This window comes from Rhodococcus sp. T7 (genome assembly GCF_009872365.1).
Lineage (GTDB): Bacteria > Actinomycetota > Actinomycetes > Mycobacteriales > Mycobacteriaceae > Rhodococcus_F.
The window spans coordinates 1-13,186 of sequence record NZ_WXYH01000063.1 but is presented as its reverse complement, the minus strand read 5'-3'; the positions used below and the strand labels follow the sequence as shown (position 1 = coordinate 13,186).

The 13,186-nt window shown below is 67.7% G+C and carries 13 protein-coding genes and 1 pseudogene; 11 read left to right on the top strand and 3 right to left on the bottom strand.

The genetic code is table 11. The features are described 5' to 3' along the window. Nucleotides 1-620 precede the first annotated feature (620 nt). Nucleotides 621-776 carry a DUF6131 family protein gene (locus MLGJGCBP_RS51545; RefSeq protein ID WP_007296776.1) on the top strand — a complete coding sequence of 52 codons (156 nt, stop codon included), beginning with the start codon at nucleotides 621-623 and terminating at the stop codon, nucleotides 774-776. A 404-nt stretch (nucleotides 777-1,180) separates the two neighbouring features. Here MLGJGCBP_RS51545 and MLGJGCBP_RS08795 read toward each other — a convergent pair. After that, nucleotides 1,181-1,554 (bottom strand): annotated as a pseudogene (locus tag MLGJGCBP_RS08795) (thioredoxin family protein). A gap of 41 nt (nucleotides 1,555-1,595) precedes the next feature. Next, nucleotides 1,596-2,975 (bottom strand): MBL fold metallo-hydrolase, encoded by a 1,380-nt coding sequence (locus MLGJGCBP_RS08790; protein ID WP_012686902.1) that lies wholly within the window; start codon nucleotides 2,973-2,975, stop codon nucleotides 1,596-1,598. Nucleotides 2,976-3,333: 358 nt separating this feature from the next. Here MLGJGCBP_RS08790 and MLGJGCBP_RS08785 point away from each other — a divergent pair, with 358 nt between their 5' ends. The 8 genes from MLGJGCBP_RS08785 to MLGJGCBP_RS08750 all read left to right on the top strand — a co-directional run bounded on the left by MLGJGCBP_RS08785 (nucleotide 3,334) and on the right by MLGJGCBP_RS08750 (nucleotide 10,194). Beyond that, nucleotides 3,334-3,648 carry a rhodanese-like domain-containing protein gene (locus MLGJGCBP_RS08785; protein WP_007296772.1) on the top strand — a complete coding sequence of 105 codons (315 nt, stop codon included), beginning with the start codon at nucleotides 3,334-3,336 and terminating at the stop codon, nucleotides 3,646-3,648. Between the two features lie 70 nt (nucleotides 3,649-3,718). Further along, entirely contained in the window at nucleotides 3,719-5,875 is a 2,157-nt protein-coding gene (locus MLGJGCBP_RS08780) for an MMPL family transporter (protein ID WP_160094889.1), read from the top strand. 94 nt (nucleotides 5,876-5,969) lie between these two features. After that, nucleotides 5,970-6,242: a metal-sensitive transcriptional regulator gene (locus MLGJGCBP_RS08775; RefSeq protein WP_012686900.1), complete on the top strand. Its 273-nt coding sequence runs from the start codon at nucleotides 5,970-5,972 to the stop codon at nucleotides 6,240-6,242. Between the two features lie 45 nt (nucleotides 6,243-6,287). Beyond that, a complete protein-coding gene (locus MLGJGCBP_RS08770; protein WP_007296769.1) occupies nucleotides 6,288-6,536 on the top strand; it encodes a YgaP family membrane protein in 249 nt (82 codons plus the stop codon). Between the two features lie 60 nt (nucleotides 6,537-6,596). Beyond that, nucleotides 6,597-7,010: a DUF302 domain-containing protein gene (locus MLGJGCBP_RS08765; protein WP_007296768.1), complete on the top strand. Its 414-nt coding sequence runs from the start codon at nucleotides 6,597-6,599 to the stop codon at nucleotides 7,008-7,010. 44 nt (nucleotides 7,011-7,054) lie between these two features. Continuing rightward, the gene (locus tag MLGJGCBP_RS08760; protein ID WP_012686899.1) at nucleotides 7,055-7,828 is read left to right on the top strand and encodes a sulfite exporter TauE/SafE family protein; all 774 of its coding nucleotides are present in this window, start codon (nucleotides 7,055-7,057) and stop codon (nucleotides 7,826-7,828) included. 86 nt (nucleotides 7,829-7,914) lie between these two features. After that, on the top strand, nucleotides 7,915-9,267 hold the full coding sequence (locus tag MLGJGCBP_RS08755) for an MBL fold metallo-hydrolase (protein WP_012686898.1): 1,353 nt from the start codon (nucleotides 7,915-7,917) through the stop codon (nucleotides 9,265-9,267). A gap of 396 nt (nucleotides 9,268-9,663) precedes the next feature. Beyond that, a complete protein-coding gene (locus MLGJGCBP_RS08750) occupies nucleotides 9,664-10,194 on the top strand; it encodes a DinB family protein (RefSeq protein ID WP_039950538.1) in 531 nt (176 codons plus the stop codon). A gap of 22 nt (nucleotides 10,195-10,216) precedes the next feature. Here MLGJGCBP_RS08750 and MLGJGCBP_RS08745 read toward each other — a convergent pair whose 3' ends face one another. Continuing rightward, nucleotides 10,217-10,870, bottom strand: coding sequence for an ArsR/SmtB family transcription factor (locus tag MLGJGCBP_RS08745; RefSeq protein ID WP_007295976.1), 654 nt, complete (start codon nucleotides 10,868-10,870; stop codon nucleotides 10,217-10,219). A gap of 91 nt (nucleotides 10,871-10,961) precedes the next feature. On the opposite strand from MLGJGCBP_RS08745, the gene MLGJGCBP_RS08740 reads away from it, so the two are divergent. Both MLGJGCBP_RS08740 and MLGJGCBP_RS08735 read left to right on the top strand, forming a co-directional pair. After that, nucleotides 10,962-12,341, top strand: a complete 1,380-nt coding sequence (locus tag MLGJGCBP_RS08740) for an MBL fold metallo-hydrolase (RefSeq protein WP_007295977.1) — start codon at nucleotides 10,962-10,964, stop codon at nucleotides 12,339-12,341. Next, a partial coding sequence (locus MLGJGCBP_RS08735; protein ID WP_201453003.1) for an MFS transporter occupies nucleotides 12,338-13,186 on the top strand: 849 nt, incomplete at its 3' end. The genes MLGJGCBP_RS08740 and MLGJGCBP_RS08735, both read left to right, overlap by 4 nt.

Genomic DNA, 13,186 nt, shown 5'->3' with positions numbered 1-13,186 from the left:
TCAAACCGATCAACAACGTCTGCCACACCGAAGAGTCTGCAGCACAACACCACAAATCATTGGGAGACACACCCTAGGCCCCTACGTGGCGGGGAGCGCGTTCCCGTGCCCCCGCGGACGCAGCCTTCCGATCACCCCGACAAGGCGGCATAAAAGACTGTTGCCGGATCTGCTAGTACCTCCGTGACCGTTGTCGGAGCAGGCGATGACACGAGAATCGTGGGGAATGGTGTGGGGCAGATCGTGTTTGCGGTATTCCGACAAGGATCGAGTATCACCAGCACTTCCGCGCCCGTGACAGTTGCGGGGCACAACTGCGCCGCGTCGAGGAAGAACCCAGGTGGAGAACTCGACGAAAACAAACGAAATCGATCGCCTCCGCGACTTGTGGCCGGGACCATTACGAAACCCGACCGGCCCCTCCGCGCACCCGGAGCCCGCAGAAGATCGTGCGTTTCTTGCAGCAGTCACCCGCACACACCATGAGTGACGCCTGCCGCGCATGGGTGCCCCTGCTCACGGCCAACCCTGCGCATCTCGCTGTCGACTATCTGTTTTCCGACTACGACGAGGGGGTAACCGCGGATGATTGGCGCACACGCGCCGAGAAGAGGTTCATCGTGATCATTCTCGGACTGATTCTGCTCGTGATCGGATTCGTGGCGGGCATCTCAATCCTCTGGACCATCGGGATCATCCTGTTGGTCATCGGAGTCATCCTCGCGCTGCTCGGGGCCACCGGCCGCGCCGTCGGTGGACGCCGTCACTGGTTCTAAAGATGCCCTACGGCTTTCAGCGGGCCCCGGACCTCGCCGAGGCGAGCGCCGAATTCGATGGTGGTCAAGATATCGCCGGTTCGTTACGGGCCGCGAGGTACGTTCGCTCGCGCGTTTCAAGTGCTGACCATCGAGAACGATAGCCTCTGCCGCGATCGCGCAGCCGACCGTTCGGCCAGGCGGTCAGCGGCGGAAGAATGAACGCAGGGTGCGACGCTGGTCCTGGACCGGGGTGGTGTCCTGACGGCAGGTGCAGCGATCGGCGGTAGGCACGGAGCTCATGACGGTGTCGAGGTGTCGGCCGCAACCGCCCCAGCCGGTGTTGCCGCAGTTCGCGCAGGTGACGGGGTAACACATGGGATCCTCCTGGGTACGGAGTGCGGGGTTCGGGTGAACGGTTCAGGTCAGGCGCCGGCGACTGCGCGTCGTTCGGCGACCGTCGCGTGCACCAGAGCCATGTCGAGGGCCTTCACCCTGCCGATCAGGGTCGTCGAGGGCGCGTGCGGGCAGTACCCGGGCCGGGAGTAGACGAGCACGCTTTCGCGGAAGGCCATGATGGTGGGGATCGACCGGATGTTCGCCATGGCGGCGAGTTGTTGCTCGGCTTCGGTGTCGACCTTCGCGTGCACGATATCTGGATGCGTGGCCGAGGACTTCTCGAACACCGGGGCGAAGGCGCGGCAGGGTCCGCACCAAGAGGCCCAGAGTCAACGAGACCGCTGCCGCTGTCGGCGATCGTGGACTCGAAGTCCACGAGGGTGAGATTTTTCGTTGCCACCGGTTGGGCGCCTTCGTTGATCGGGACTGCGTGTGGCCTGATCAGGCGGGGACGTGCGCCTCGGCCCAGGCGTTGTAGCCGCCGAGCAGGTCGGAGACGTTCTCGAAGCCCTGCGCCCGCAGCAGCGACGCGGCCACACTCGACCGCCAGCCGCCGGCGCAGTGCACCACGATCGGCTTGCCGGTGGGTATCTGCTCGAGCCGGGTGTGCAACTGCGCCAGCGGAATCGGCGCCGCCCCTGGTATCGTCCCGAACTCCCGCTCGCCCGGATTGCGGATGTCGATCAGGGTCACCGCATCGGCGGCGAGCAGAGCGTCGAGCTCGTCGACGGTGGTGCGGAGCGCCGACTGCACGAGATCAGCCAGCTCGGCGGGAAAGTGTCCGTCGTGGCCGACGGACAGGTAGCCGACCGTATCGTCCGAGCCGATCCGCGCCAGCCGCACTGCCGCGTCCTGCTCCTCGCCCGGGTAGGTGATCAGCACCAGCTTCTCGCCCACTTCGGCGACCATCCCGCCAGTTTCTGCGAACCGGCCGTCGAACCCGACATTGACCGAGCCGCACAGATGCCCGGCCGCGAAGTCGTCCACGCTGCGCGCGTCGACCACCCGGGTACCGGCGACGAGTTCGGCGCGCACCCGCTCCGGCGAGAGTTCGGGGATCGCCCGGTCTCGGGAGAGGAGAGGATGGACCTGCTTGTTCATCGCGGCATCGACGGAGAAGTAGGAGGGCGCCGCGGGTTGGCCGTTGGTGACCAGCGCGACGAAGGCGTCCTCGCTCATCGGCTGCACCGACGGATTGGTGGCGCGCTGCTCCCCGATAGTCGAGCTCAGCTCGGTCGAGAGGTTCTTCCCGCAGGACGAGCCGGCACCGTGCGCGGGCATGACGGTGACCTGATCGGGCAGGGTCAGCAGCTTCTCGTGCACCGTGCGGTACATCGCCCGGGCCAGGTCTGTGTTGGATCCGTGGCCGAGGTTGACCAAATCCGGCCGGCCCACGTCGCCGATGAACAGTGAGTCGCCGGTCAGCACCGCGGTCGGGGTCACCCCCGCCCGTTCGCGCACCAGCACCGAGATCGACTCCCACGTGTGTCCTGGGGTCGACAGGATCTCGAGCTCGACCTCGCCGAGGCGGATTCGCTCGCCGTCGCGTAGGCGGCGGATCGGGTAGTCGGTCTCGGCGGCCTCGCCGAACCCGATCCACGACCCGGTTGCCTCGACCAATTCGAGGTGGCCGGAGACGAAGTCCGCGTGGAAGTGGGTGTTGATCACACCCTCGATGCGCAACCCGTGCTTGTCGGCGTCGTCGAGATACTCGCCGATGTCCCGGCGCGGATCGACCACCACCGCTCGGCCGGTGCTCTCGTCACCGATCAGGTACGACGCGTGCGACAGGCACTCGATGTAGTACTGCTCGAGAATCATGCGTTCCTCCATCGGGTCGATGTCCTCGGTATGTGCAACATGGTGCCATATACCCCATAGGGTATGTCAAGTACCCCTAGGGGTATCTGTCCATGCTTGGTTATCCCGACCGGAATGTTGTTCGACGACGGAAGTCGGCACCGCCGTCTCGCCCTAGTGGCCCGCACCGCCGCCGGCCGAAAGCGGCGCATGGCTGCGCCAGGTTCCGATGACGGCACTGCCCGAACTGGCGCGGATCCTCCTCGGCCCTTTGCTCGCTCACGTCGCGAGCAATCGACACACTTGCGTACCGACATACCCCCTGGGGTACAGTGAGCGAGTTCCTGAAAATACCCCCTAGGGTATGAAGGAGTTTGATATGCGTGAGGTAGACCTCGGTGAATTCGCCGTGCGCTGGGCCGACGGAGTTCCCGTCGTGGATGTGCGCGAGCGGTGGGAGTACGTCGACGGGCACGTACCTGGTGCGCTGTTGATGCCGCTCGGGCAACTAGCCGCTCACACCGTGGAGATTCCCGCGGGGGAGGTCGTCTACGTGATTTGTGCGTCCGGTAACCGCAGCCGGGAGGGGGCCCGCATCGTCGAGGCCACCGGCCGCGGTGCGGTCTCGGTCGCCGGGGGCACCTCGGGCTGGGCCGCCCTGGGCCGGCCGCTCGACACCGGAGACGGATCGTGAGCGCACCCTCACGCCCGACCTCGCCGATACGCGCTGCCAGCGCTTTGCCATCACCTCGAGGAGGACTTGTATGACCCGCAGTACGGCATTGGGCGGCGACGCCCCGAGGACCGAGCCGATCACCGAGGGCGGTGTGCTCGGCCGCATGGGCGCGGCCATGGCCGGGCACGCGAAATGGGTGTTCGGCATCTGGCTGATCCTGTTGGTCGCCCTCGGTGCCGCCGCGCCGTCGGTGTTCAGTTCGCTGGCCGGTGCCGGGTGGCAGGCCAATGGATCGGAGTCGGTGCAGGTCCGCGAGCTCGCGGAGCAGCATTTCGGGGGTAATTCCTCGGCCGCGGTGCAGGTGGTCGTGCACTCGGATACTCAGACCATCGACAGCCCGCAGATGCAGCACACCCTGGCCGACGTCGGGACCGTCTTCGCGGGCGACCCACGGTTCGGTGCGGTGATCGCACCGCAGCCGGGGACGTCGATCAGCCCGGACGGGCACACCGGCATCCTCATTGCGGGCGCGAACGCGAGCACCGACGACATGGTCAAGGCCGTCGACGACCTCAAGGGCGAGCTGACCGCCCTGTCCGGCGACGGAATCGAGGTGTATCCCACGGGGGCGTCCGCGCTGTGGAGCGACTTCAACAAGGCGAATCACGACGCGATGATTCAGGCGGAATTGTTCTCCTGGCCGGTGACCTTGGCGATCATGGTGCTCGCGTTCGGGTCTCTCGTCGCCGCCGGGCTACCGCTGCTGTTGACCCTGGCCGGGCTCGTCGCCTCCGCCGGCGGCCTGGTGTTGCTCAACGAGATCACGCCGATCTCGGTGTGGGCGATGAACTTCGCGATGATGTTCGCACTCGCCCTCGGCATCGACTATGCCCTGTTCATCGTCGCCCGCTTCCGCGATGCGATCCGTCACGCCACGTCGCCGCGTGCCGCCGTGGCCGACACCATGGAAACCGCAGGCAAGGCCGTGGTTCTGTCCGGAATCACGGTGCTGGTCAGCCTGTCCGCCGTTCTCCTGGTGCCCGCGCCGGCCGTGCGGACGATGGCCGTCGGGATCATGCTCGCGGTGTTCTTCGTCCTGCTGGCCTCGATGACGCTTCTGCCCGCCGCCCTGGGCGCGTTGGGCGGCAAGGTCAACGCCGGCTCCCTGCCCTACGCCAAGCGGCAAATACACCGTTCGCCGCGGTTCGCCGCCTGGGGCGAACTGCTGCATCGCCACCCGTGGCCGTTCGCGATCGGTGCCCTTCTGGTGCTGATCGCGCTGTCGGTCCCCGCGCTCGGACTGAAGGTCGCGATGCCCTCGATCGAGGTCGTTCCCACCGACGCCCCGGTCCGCCAGGGCTACGAACTCGTCCAGGCCCAGATGGGCGAGGGTGCACCGGGCATGCTGCAGATCATCACCCCCACCACGGGCGGTGCCGAGACCGCCGCAGCGGCCGCGGCGACGGACGGCATCGCGATGGTGACGCCGCCGCAGCCCGCCCCCGACGGCAGTGACTACGTCATGTTGCAGGCCATGCCGACCGTCGATCCCTCCGACACACGAATGGGCACCATCCTCGACACCCTGCGCGCCGACCTACCCCAAGGCGCCCTGGTTGGCGGCGCACCGGCGGAGAACCTGGACCTGCAGCAGGCCCTCAACGACTACCTCCCGCTGATCGTCGGGATCATCCTGGTTCTCGGGTTCGTGCTGCTGCTGGTGGCGCTGCAGGCCCCGCTGATCGCACTCCTCGGCACCGTGGTCAGCCTGCTCTCGACCGCGGCCGCATTCGGGGTCGCGAAGCTGATCTTCCAGGACGGCCACGGCGCGAGCCTGCTCGGCTTCACCCCCCAGGGCTTCCTCGACGGGTGGGGGCCGGCGTTCTTCTTCGCCATGATCTTCGCAATCGCCATGGACTACACCGTCTTCCTCCTCGCCACCGCGAAGGAACACTACGAACACTCCGGCGATCCGACGGTCGCGCACGTCGACGGCCTCGCCCATTCCGGACGGGTGATCTTCGCCGCCGCCGCGGTGATGGTCGCCGTGTTCTTCACCTTCGCCCTCGCCGACCCGCTGCCCCCGAAGGAGATGGGCATCATCCTCGGTGTCGCCGTGCTCCTCGACGCGGTGCTGATCCGGCTGATCCTGCTGCCGGTACTGCTGCGGCTGACCGGGCACGCCGCCTGGTGGTCACCGGCGTGGCTGCGCATGGTGCTGCCGAAGATCAACTTCTCGCACTGAGGCCGGTGCGGAGGTGAGTCGGCGCGTCCCTTACCCACCCCGCACCGATACCCCGGGGGGTACAGTGGGGGGAGGTCTAGGAAAGGAAACCGCCATGGTCGGCGACGAAGACAGCATCGCATTGGTACTCAACCGGCTCCGCCGCGCCCACGGGCAACTCGCCGGGGTGATCTCGATGATCGAGCAGGGCCGCGACTGCAAGGACGTCGTCACCCAACTCGCCGCGGTCTCCCGGGCCCTGGACAAGGCCGGGTTCAAGATCGTCGCCACCGGCCTACGCGAATGCCTCACCGGCGAGGCGGCCGAGAAAGGCAAGGAGCCGATGACCGAGGCCGAACTCGAGAAACTCTTCCTCGCCCTCGCCTGAGCCACTTTCACCCCGACCTCCGTTCGACGTCGACGAAAGGCGACCATGACCGACGCTCTCCCCGCCCGCGGCTGGACGATCGAGCGGGTGGTCCCGTTGCTGGCCGGAACGATGGTGCTCGCGAGCCTCGCACTCACCGTGGCTTTTTCGTTGTGGTGGCTGCTGCTCACCAGGTTCGTCGGGGCCAACCTTTTGCTGTTCGGCGCGGCGGGGTGGTGCCCGGCGAGTCTGCCGCTGCACCGCCTCGGCGTACCGCGCCTCGTCGCGGCGTCTCCCGCCCCATCGGGACGATGATCGGGGCAGGTGACCGGCCGATCCCATCCCATATTCTCCGAGAAAAGGCAGCACACGCTCATGACGCTCGCACTGTCGACCACCCTGCACACCTCGTTCGCCGACGCGGTGGACCGCACCCGCAAAGCCCTGGCGGACCAAGGCTTCGGGGTCCTCACCGAGATCGATATGAAGGCCACCCTGAAGGCGAAACTCGGTGAGGACATGGAGGACTATCTGATCCTCGGTGCCTGCAATCCGCCGCTCGCCCATCGCGCGGTCACCGTGGACCGGCAGATCGGGCTGCTGCTGCCGTGCAACGTCGTCGTGCGCGCCGACCCGGCTGATCCGGGTGCGGTGCTGGTCGATGCGATGAACCCGCAGGTGATGGTTCAGGTCGCCGACCAACCCGGGCTCGGGGCGGTCGCCGACGACGCCACCGCCGCATTGCAGGCCGCCATCGACACCCTCTCCCAGGACACCGGCGACCGGTAACCACACCCGCCCCCGCCCCCACGGCTGATGGCGAAAGGAGTTATGTGGAAATAACGATCGCACTCGCGCTCGGGGCGATCATCGGTGTCCTGCTCGGACTCCTCGGCGGCGGCGGGTCGATCCTGGCCGTCCCCGCGCTGGTCTTCGGTCTCGGTCTCGACCTCGAGCAGGCCATTCCGATCTCCCTGCTGGTGATCGGTGTCGCCTCCCTCGTCGGAGCCATCCCGAAAATTCGCGAGCACCAAGTGAACTGGCGCATGGCTGGCGTCTTCGCCGCCTGCGGTATTCCCGCGACCTTCGCCGGCAGCGCGGTCGGGCGACTGCTGCCGCAATCGGTGGTGATGGTCGGTTTCGCCGCCGTGATGGTTCTCGCCGGGATCCGGATGCTGATGGATCGTGGTGACACCGGCACCGCCTGCGAGGTCGGGGACTCGGGGATCGACTGGCGCCGCTGCGCCCCCCGATCCATCCCTGCCGGGGTCGCGGTGGGCTTTTTGACCGGCCTGTTCGGTGTCGGCGGCGGGTTTCTGATCATCCCCGCCCTGGTGCTGATGCTCGGTCTGGATATGTCGGTCGCGGTCGGCACCTCGCTGGTCATCATCGTCGCGAACTCGGCGGCCGGTCTGGTCTCGCACCTGAGCGGTGCGAGCATCGACTGGGCGATCACCGCCGCGTTCGCGGGCACCGCGATCGCCGGGTCGCTGATCGCCGGCCATTTCGGCACCAAGGTCGACACCGACAAGTTGCAGCGGTGGTTCGCCTATCTCGTTTTCGTCGTCGCCGCGTACGTGCTGGTGGACACGATTTTGCTGCGCTGATGCCGCGGGCGGCCGGCACCACACCGTTTCACCTATGCCCTCCCGGGTATGCGAACACCAGAGAATATGTGAGGAAGGTACGAGTCATGGACGTGTCGATCATCGAGACCTCGAGCCTGGGCGATCGCAGCTACCTGGTCAGCGACGGCGCTGTCGGCGTAGTCGTCGACCCGCAACGCGACATCGACCGGGTGCTGGCCCTCGCCCACGACCGGGATGTGCGGATCACCCATGTCCTCGAGACCCACATCCACAACGACTACGTCACCGGCGGCCTCGAACTGGCCCGCACCACCGGGGCCGAGTACGTCGTCCCCACCGGCGACGACGTCGACTACCAGCGATGCGCCGTATCCGACGGCGACCTCATCGACGCGGGCCCGATCCAATTGCAGGTCATGCACACCCCCGGCCACACCCACCACCACGTCAGCTACGTGCTGCGGGAGACCACCGGCGGCATCCGCGGAGTCTTCACCGGTGGATCGATGCTCTTCGGCACCACCGGCCGCACCGACCTCCTGGGCAACGATCACACCCGGGAACTGACCCACGCCCAGTACCACTCGGTGCGCCGTCTGGCGGGCGCGCTCCCCGCCGACACCAAGATCTACCCCACCCACGGATTCGGTAGCTTCTGCGCCGCAACCCCCGCGAGCGGGGACTCCTCCACCGTCGGCGAACAACGCACCACCAACCCTGCCCTGACCCAGGACGAGCAAAGCTACGTCGAGGAACTGATCGCCGGCCTGGGCGACTACCCGGCCTACTACGCGCACATGGGCGTGATCAACACCCAAGGACCGACCCCGGTCGATTTGTCACTGCCCAAACTGGTCGACCCGGACGAGCTCCGCCGCCGCATCGACGACGGGGAATGGGTGGTGGACCTGCGTGAGCGCACCGCCTTCGCCGCCGGCCACCTCGGCGGCACCCTCGGCTTCGAATTGTCGGACTCGTTCGTCACCTACCTTGGCTGGCTCTACAAGTGGGGTGCACCGCTGACCCTGATCGGCGAAAACGAAGACCAGGTCACCGACGCCCGCCGAGAACTGGTCCGCATCGGCATCGATGACCTCGCCGGTGCCGCGGTCGGCGAAATCCACACCCTCGTCACCGGCACCGAACTGCGGTCCTACCGGGTCGCCGACTTCCCCGCCCTCGCGGAGAGACTTCCCGAGCACGACATCACCGTCCTCGATGTACGCCAACGCAACGAATACGACAGCAGCCACATCGACGGGGCGATCAACATCCCGCTCCACGAACTCGCCGACCGACAGGGCACCCTCCCCGACGGGGAGATCTGGGTGCACTGCGCCTCCGGCTACCGATCCTCCATCGCCGCCTCGATGATCGACCGCCCCGACCGCACCACCGTGCTGATCAACGACGAGTACGACAACGCGAAGGACACCGACATCACCAGCACCCCGTAGGTATCCGTGCGCACGCAGTGACCGGGGTACGACGGATCGCCGAGATCCCCACGCCCGCATGGCCTCGACCCGGATGGATGAGTCCGCATCATGGCCCCTCCGGAATCCTTGTGCGCCGAGCACCGACGCCAATGACACCGGGCAGCACCCCCGACCAGCACGGCCATGGCGAGGGCCGCGGCCACGCTCTGATGTATGTCGGCGACCGCGTCGTGGGCCCACCCGGCGGCGGCGCTGATCGCGCTGGAATGCCGAACTATAAATTCAAAGATCCCTCATCAAGAGCTTCGAGCATCTGCTGACTCTGCGACCTGGGCAGTCGATCGCAATGGCGCTGAGGCCGGAGGAAGATGGTCCGTACCGAGGGTGCTGAGGCGATCGCAGGCGAGGGCAGTGATGTCGAGGTCAAAGCGTGTGGACCGGCGGGAGATCGCCGGAGAATTCGAGCGGGTTAGGGCTGAGTTTCACCGCTTGGTCGGCGGCGCGAGCTCCGAGGGCTTCGACCGGCCCTCCGAGGGCACCCGCTGGACGAACGAGCAACTGTTGTTTCACATGGTGTTCGGCTACATGGTGGTGCGCCGTCTACTGATCCTGGTCCGGCTCCTCGGCCGGCTACCGGACGGCGTCAGTCGCCGCTTCGCCGCCGCCCAGAACGCCTCGACGCGATTGTTCGACGAGGTCAACTATCGGGGAACGTGCCAGGCGGCCCGGGTATTCAACCGTCACCGCATGGTGCGGCAATGCGACAAGGTCATCGATTCACTCCTGCGGAGTCTGGCGGCGGAGGCCGAGAACGACCTGCAGCGCGGCATGCACTTCCCCGGCCGGTGGGATCCGTTCTTCGCGGACTACATGACCCTCGAGGACCTCTACCGCTACCCCGCTCAGCATTTCGACTTCCACCGGCGGCAGCTCACCCTCGACTGACGATCGCCGGAAGAAGGGAGATTCAGGTCGCGACCGGCAGGTCGGCCAGGCGCCACTCGAGCATGCCGTCGGCCAGCCGCGAGGCCTGCCGGTCGTGGTCGGTCAGCAACCGGACCGCATCGTGCGCGAACACGCAGTACGCGCCGCGGCAGTAGGCGACGATCTCCTGATCTTCGGGCAGATCCGCGAGACGATCGGCGAGCTCATCCCACGGGATCGACACCGCGCCCGGGATGTGCCCGGCCTCGTATTCCTCGCGGGGTCGCACGTCGAGGACCGTCACCTTCCCGGACCGGGCCCGCTCGAGCAGCTCGTCCTTGCTGACCTGGTCGGTGTCCGGACCCAGGTAGGCAGCGCGGGCTGCTTCGACGTCGGGCAGGTGCTCGTTGGCGACCGTGCGGACCAGCGCGAACAGCTGCGCCACATCCGCACCGGCGAGCCGGTAGAACACCTTCGTGCCCTCGCGGCGGGTGGCGACCAGATTGGCCTGCTTGAGGGTCTGCAGATGCGCCGACGCGGTGGTCAGCCCCAACTCGGCCGCGCGGGCGAGCCCGTCGACGGTGCGCTCGCCCTGGGCGAGCAGATCGAGCAGTTCGAGCCGCTTGCCACTGCCCAGCGCCTTGCCGACCCGGGCGAACTGGTCGAACAGCTCCGTCTTCGCGATCCGATCACCCATAGTATTCTCCAATCATCTTTGGAATAGTGTAGAACATGGAGTCGGGGCACTGCACCGCGACACCCGACCTAGTCGACACAGGAGAGACACCATGGCCGGAATCGATCTGGTACCGCTCATCGACGAAGGGCTCGGCAACTCCGCCTACCTCGTGGATCTCGGCGACGGCCGAGCGTTGGCGGTCGACGTCAGCCGCGACCTGCGCGCGGTCCACGCCGCGGCCGCCCGCCGCGGGCTGACCGTCGCGTTCGCCGCCGACACCCACCTGCACGCCGACTTCCTCTCCGGCGCCCACCAACTCGGTGCCACCGGCGGAACGCGGGTGCTGGCCTCGGCGGCCGGGGACCGGGAGTTTCCGCATACCGGGCTGCGCGACGGCGACGAGGTGGACCTGGGCGGTTTGCGGCTGCGGGCACTGATGACGCCCGGGCACACCCACGAGCACCTGTCGTTCCTGCTCCTCGACGGCGAGAAGGAGGTCGGGGTGTTCACCGGCGGATCGTTGATCGTGGGTTCGGCCGCCCGCACCGACCTGCTCGGACCGGATCGCACCGAAGTCCTGGCCCGCGCCCAGTACGCCTCCCTGCAGCGCCTGGCCGCGCTGCCCGGCGACGTCGCGGTCTGGCCGACCCACGGCGCCGGGTCGTTCTGCTCCGCCCCGCCGGGCGCGGACCGCACCAGCACCATCGCCCGCGAGCGCGCCACCAACCCGTTGCTCGCCACCCGGGACGAGGACACCTTCGTCGACCAACTGCTGGGATCCCTCGGTAGCTATCCGCCGTACTTCCTCCGTCTCGGCGAGATCAACCGGCTCGGTCCCCCACTCCTCGACCAGGATCCGGTGCTGCCAGCCTTGACCGTCGACACCGTCCGCGCCCGGCTGGCCGGCGGCGCCGCCCTGATCGATGTGCGCCCGCTGGCCCGTTTCGCGGCCGCCCACATCCCCGGCGCTCTCTCGATTCCGCTGCGGCCGGTGTTCGCGAGCTGGCTGGGTTGGCTCGCCCCGGCCGACCGGCCGCTGATCATTGTCCGCGACCCCGATCAGGACGTGAACGAGATCGTGTGGCAGGCATTGAAGATCGGGTACGACAACCTGATCGGCGAACTCGGCGGCGGCCTCGCCGCCTGGACCGCCGCGGAACTCGAGGTGGCCGCCACGGCGCTGACCGGCCCCGACGGGGTCGAGGGCGTGCGGGTTCTCGATATCCGGCAACGCCCTGAATACCTGGCCGGGCATCTGCCGGGCGCCGTCCACATCGAACTCGGTGCCCTCCCGGGCCGGGTCGACGACCTGCCGGACGAGCCGACCGTGGTGATGTGCGGGCACGGGGAACGCGCGATGGGCGCGGCGAGCCTGCTCGAACGCGCCGGGCACCGGAACCTCACGGTGTTCGAGGGCGGACCCGACGACTGGGCCGCCGCCACCGGCCGCACCCTCGAGACCGGCACATCAGCGAAGACCGGCGCATGAGCACCACCTCGCCCCGGCCGATCCGACTCGGCCTGGGCCCCAACCTGGCCCAGTTCAGCCTGCTCGTCGCCGTCAACGCCCTCGTCGGTGGCATGGTCGGCCAGCAGCAGACCGTGCTGCCGCTGCTCGCCTCAGGCGAATTCGCCCTCACCGGTTACACATTCATCTTCACCTACGTGGCGGCGTTCGGGATCACCAAGGCCGCCGCCAACTACCTCGCCGGGACCTTCTCCGACCGCTACGGCCGCAAACCGGTGCTGCTGGTGGGCTGGCTGTTCGCCATTCCCGTCCCGCTGATGCTCATCGCCGCCCCCAACTGGTGGTGGGTGGTCGCCGCCAACGTGCTCCTCGGCATCAACCAGGGCCTGACCTGGTCGACCACCGTGGTGATGAAGATCGACCTGGTCGGCCCCGCCCGCCGCGGCCTGGCGATGGGCCTGAACGAGGCCGCCGGCTACGGGGCCGTGGCCGTCAGTTCGCTGCTGGCCGGGTACCTGGCCGAGCAGTTCGGCCTGCGACCGGCCCCGTTCCTGCTCGGACTGGCCTACACCGCCCTCGCGCTGCTGCTGTCCGGGGTGTTCATCCACGAAACCCGCGACCACGCCCGTCTCGAGGCCGCGCAGCACATCCCCCGCGCGGACGGTGCGCACGACCACCTGCACGCGGACCTGACCGACCGGCAGATCGCCATGGCAACGAGTTTCACCGAGCCCGCCCTGTCCTCGGCGAGCCAGGCCGGCCTGGTCAACAACCTCAACTTCGGGCTCTCCTGGGGCCTGTTCCCGCTGCTGTTCGCCACCGCCGACCTGGGCGCCGGCCAGATCGGGCTGCTGTTCGCCCTCTAC

Excerpts from the sequence above, each read along its gene's own strand:
- MLGJGCBP_RS08740 (WP_007295977.1), top strand. The coding sequence starts at position 10,962 with ATGGCCGGAATCGATCTGGTACCGCTCATCGACGAAGGGCTCGGCAAC.
- MLGJGCBP_RS08785 (WP_007296772.1), top strand. The coding sequence starts at position 3,334 with ATGCGTGAGGTAGACCTCGGTGAATTCGCCGTGCGCTGGGCCGACGGA.
- MLGJGCBP_RS08790 (WP_012686902.1), bottom strand. The coding sequence starts at position 2,975 with ATGATTCTCGAGCAGTACTACATCGAGTGCCTGTCGCACGCGTCGTAC.
- MLGJGCBP_RS08780 (WP_160094889.1), top strand. The coding sequence starts at position 3,719 with ATGACCCGCAGTACGGCATTGGGCGGCGACGCCCCGAGGACCGAGCCG.
- MLGJGCBP_RS08770 (WP_007296769.1), top strand. The coding sequence starts at position 6,288 with ATGACCGACGCTCTCCCCGCCCGCGGCTGGACGATCGAGCGGGTGGTC.
- MLGJGCBP_RS08755 (WP_012686898.1), top strand. The coding sequence starts at position 7,915 with ATGGACGTGTCGATCATCGAGACCTCGAGCCTGGGCGATCGCAGCTAC.
- MLGJGCBP_RS08750 (WP_039950538.1), top strand. The coding sequence starts at position 9,664 with ATGTCGAGGTCAAAGCGTGTGGACCGGCGGGAGATCGCCGGAGAATTC.
- MLGJGCBP_RS08765 (WP_007296768.1), top strand. The coding sequence starts at position 6,597 with ATGACGCTCGCACTGTCGACCACCCTGCACACCTCGTTCGCCGACGCG.
- MLGJGCBP_RS08745 (WP_007295976.1), bottom strand. The coding sequence starts at position 10,870 with ATGGGTGATCGGATCGCGAAGACGGAGCTGTTCGACCAGTTCGCCCGG.
- MLGJGCBP_RS08775 (WP_012686900.1), top strand. The coding sequence starts at position 5,970 with ATGGTCGGCGACGAAGACAGCATCGCATTGGTACTCAACCGGCTCCGC.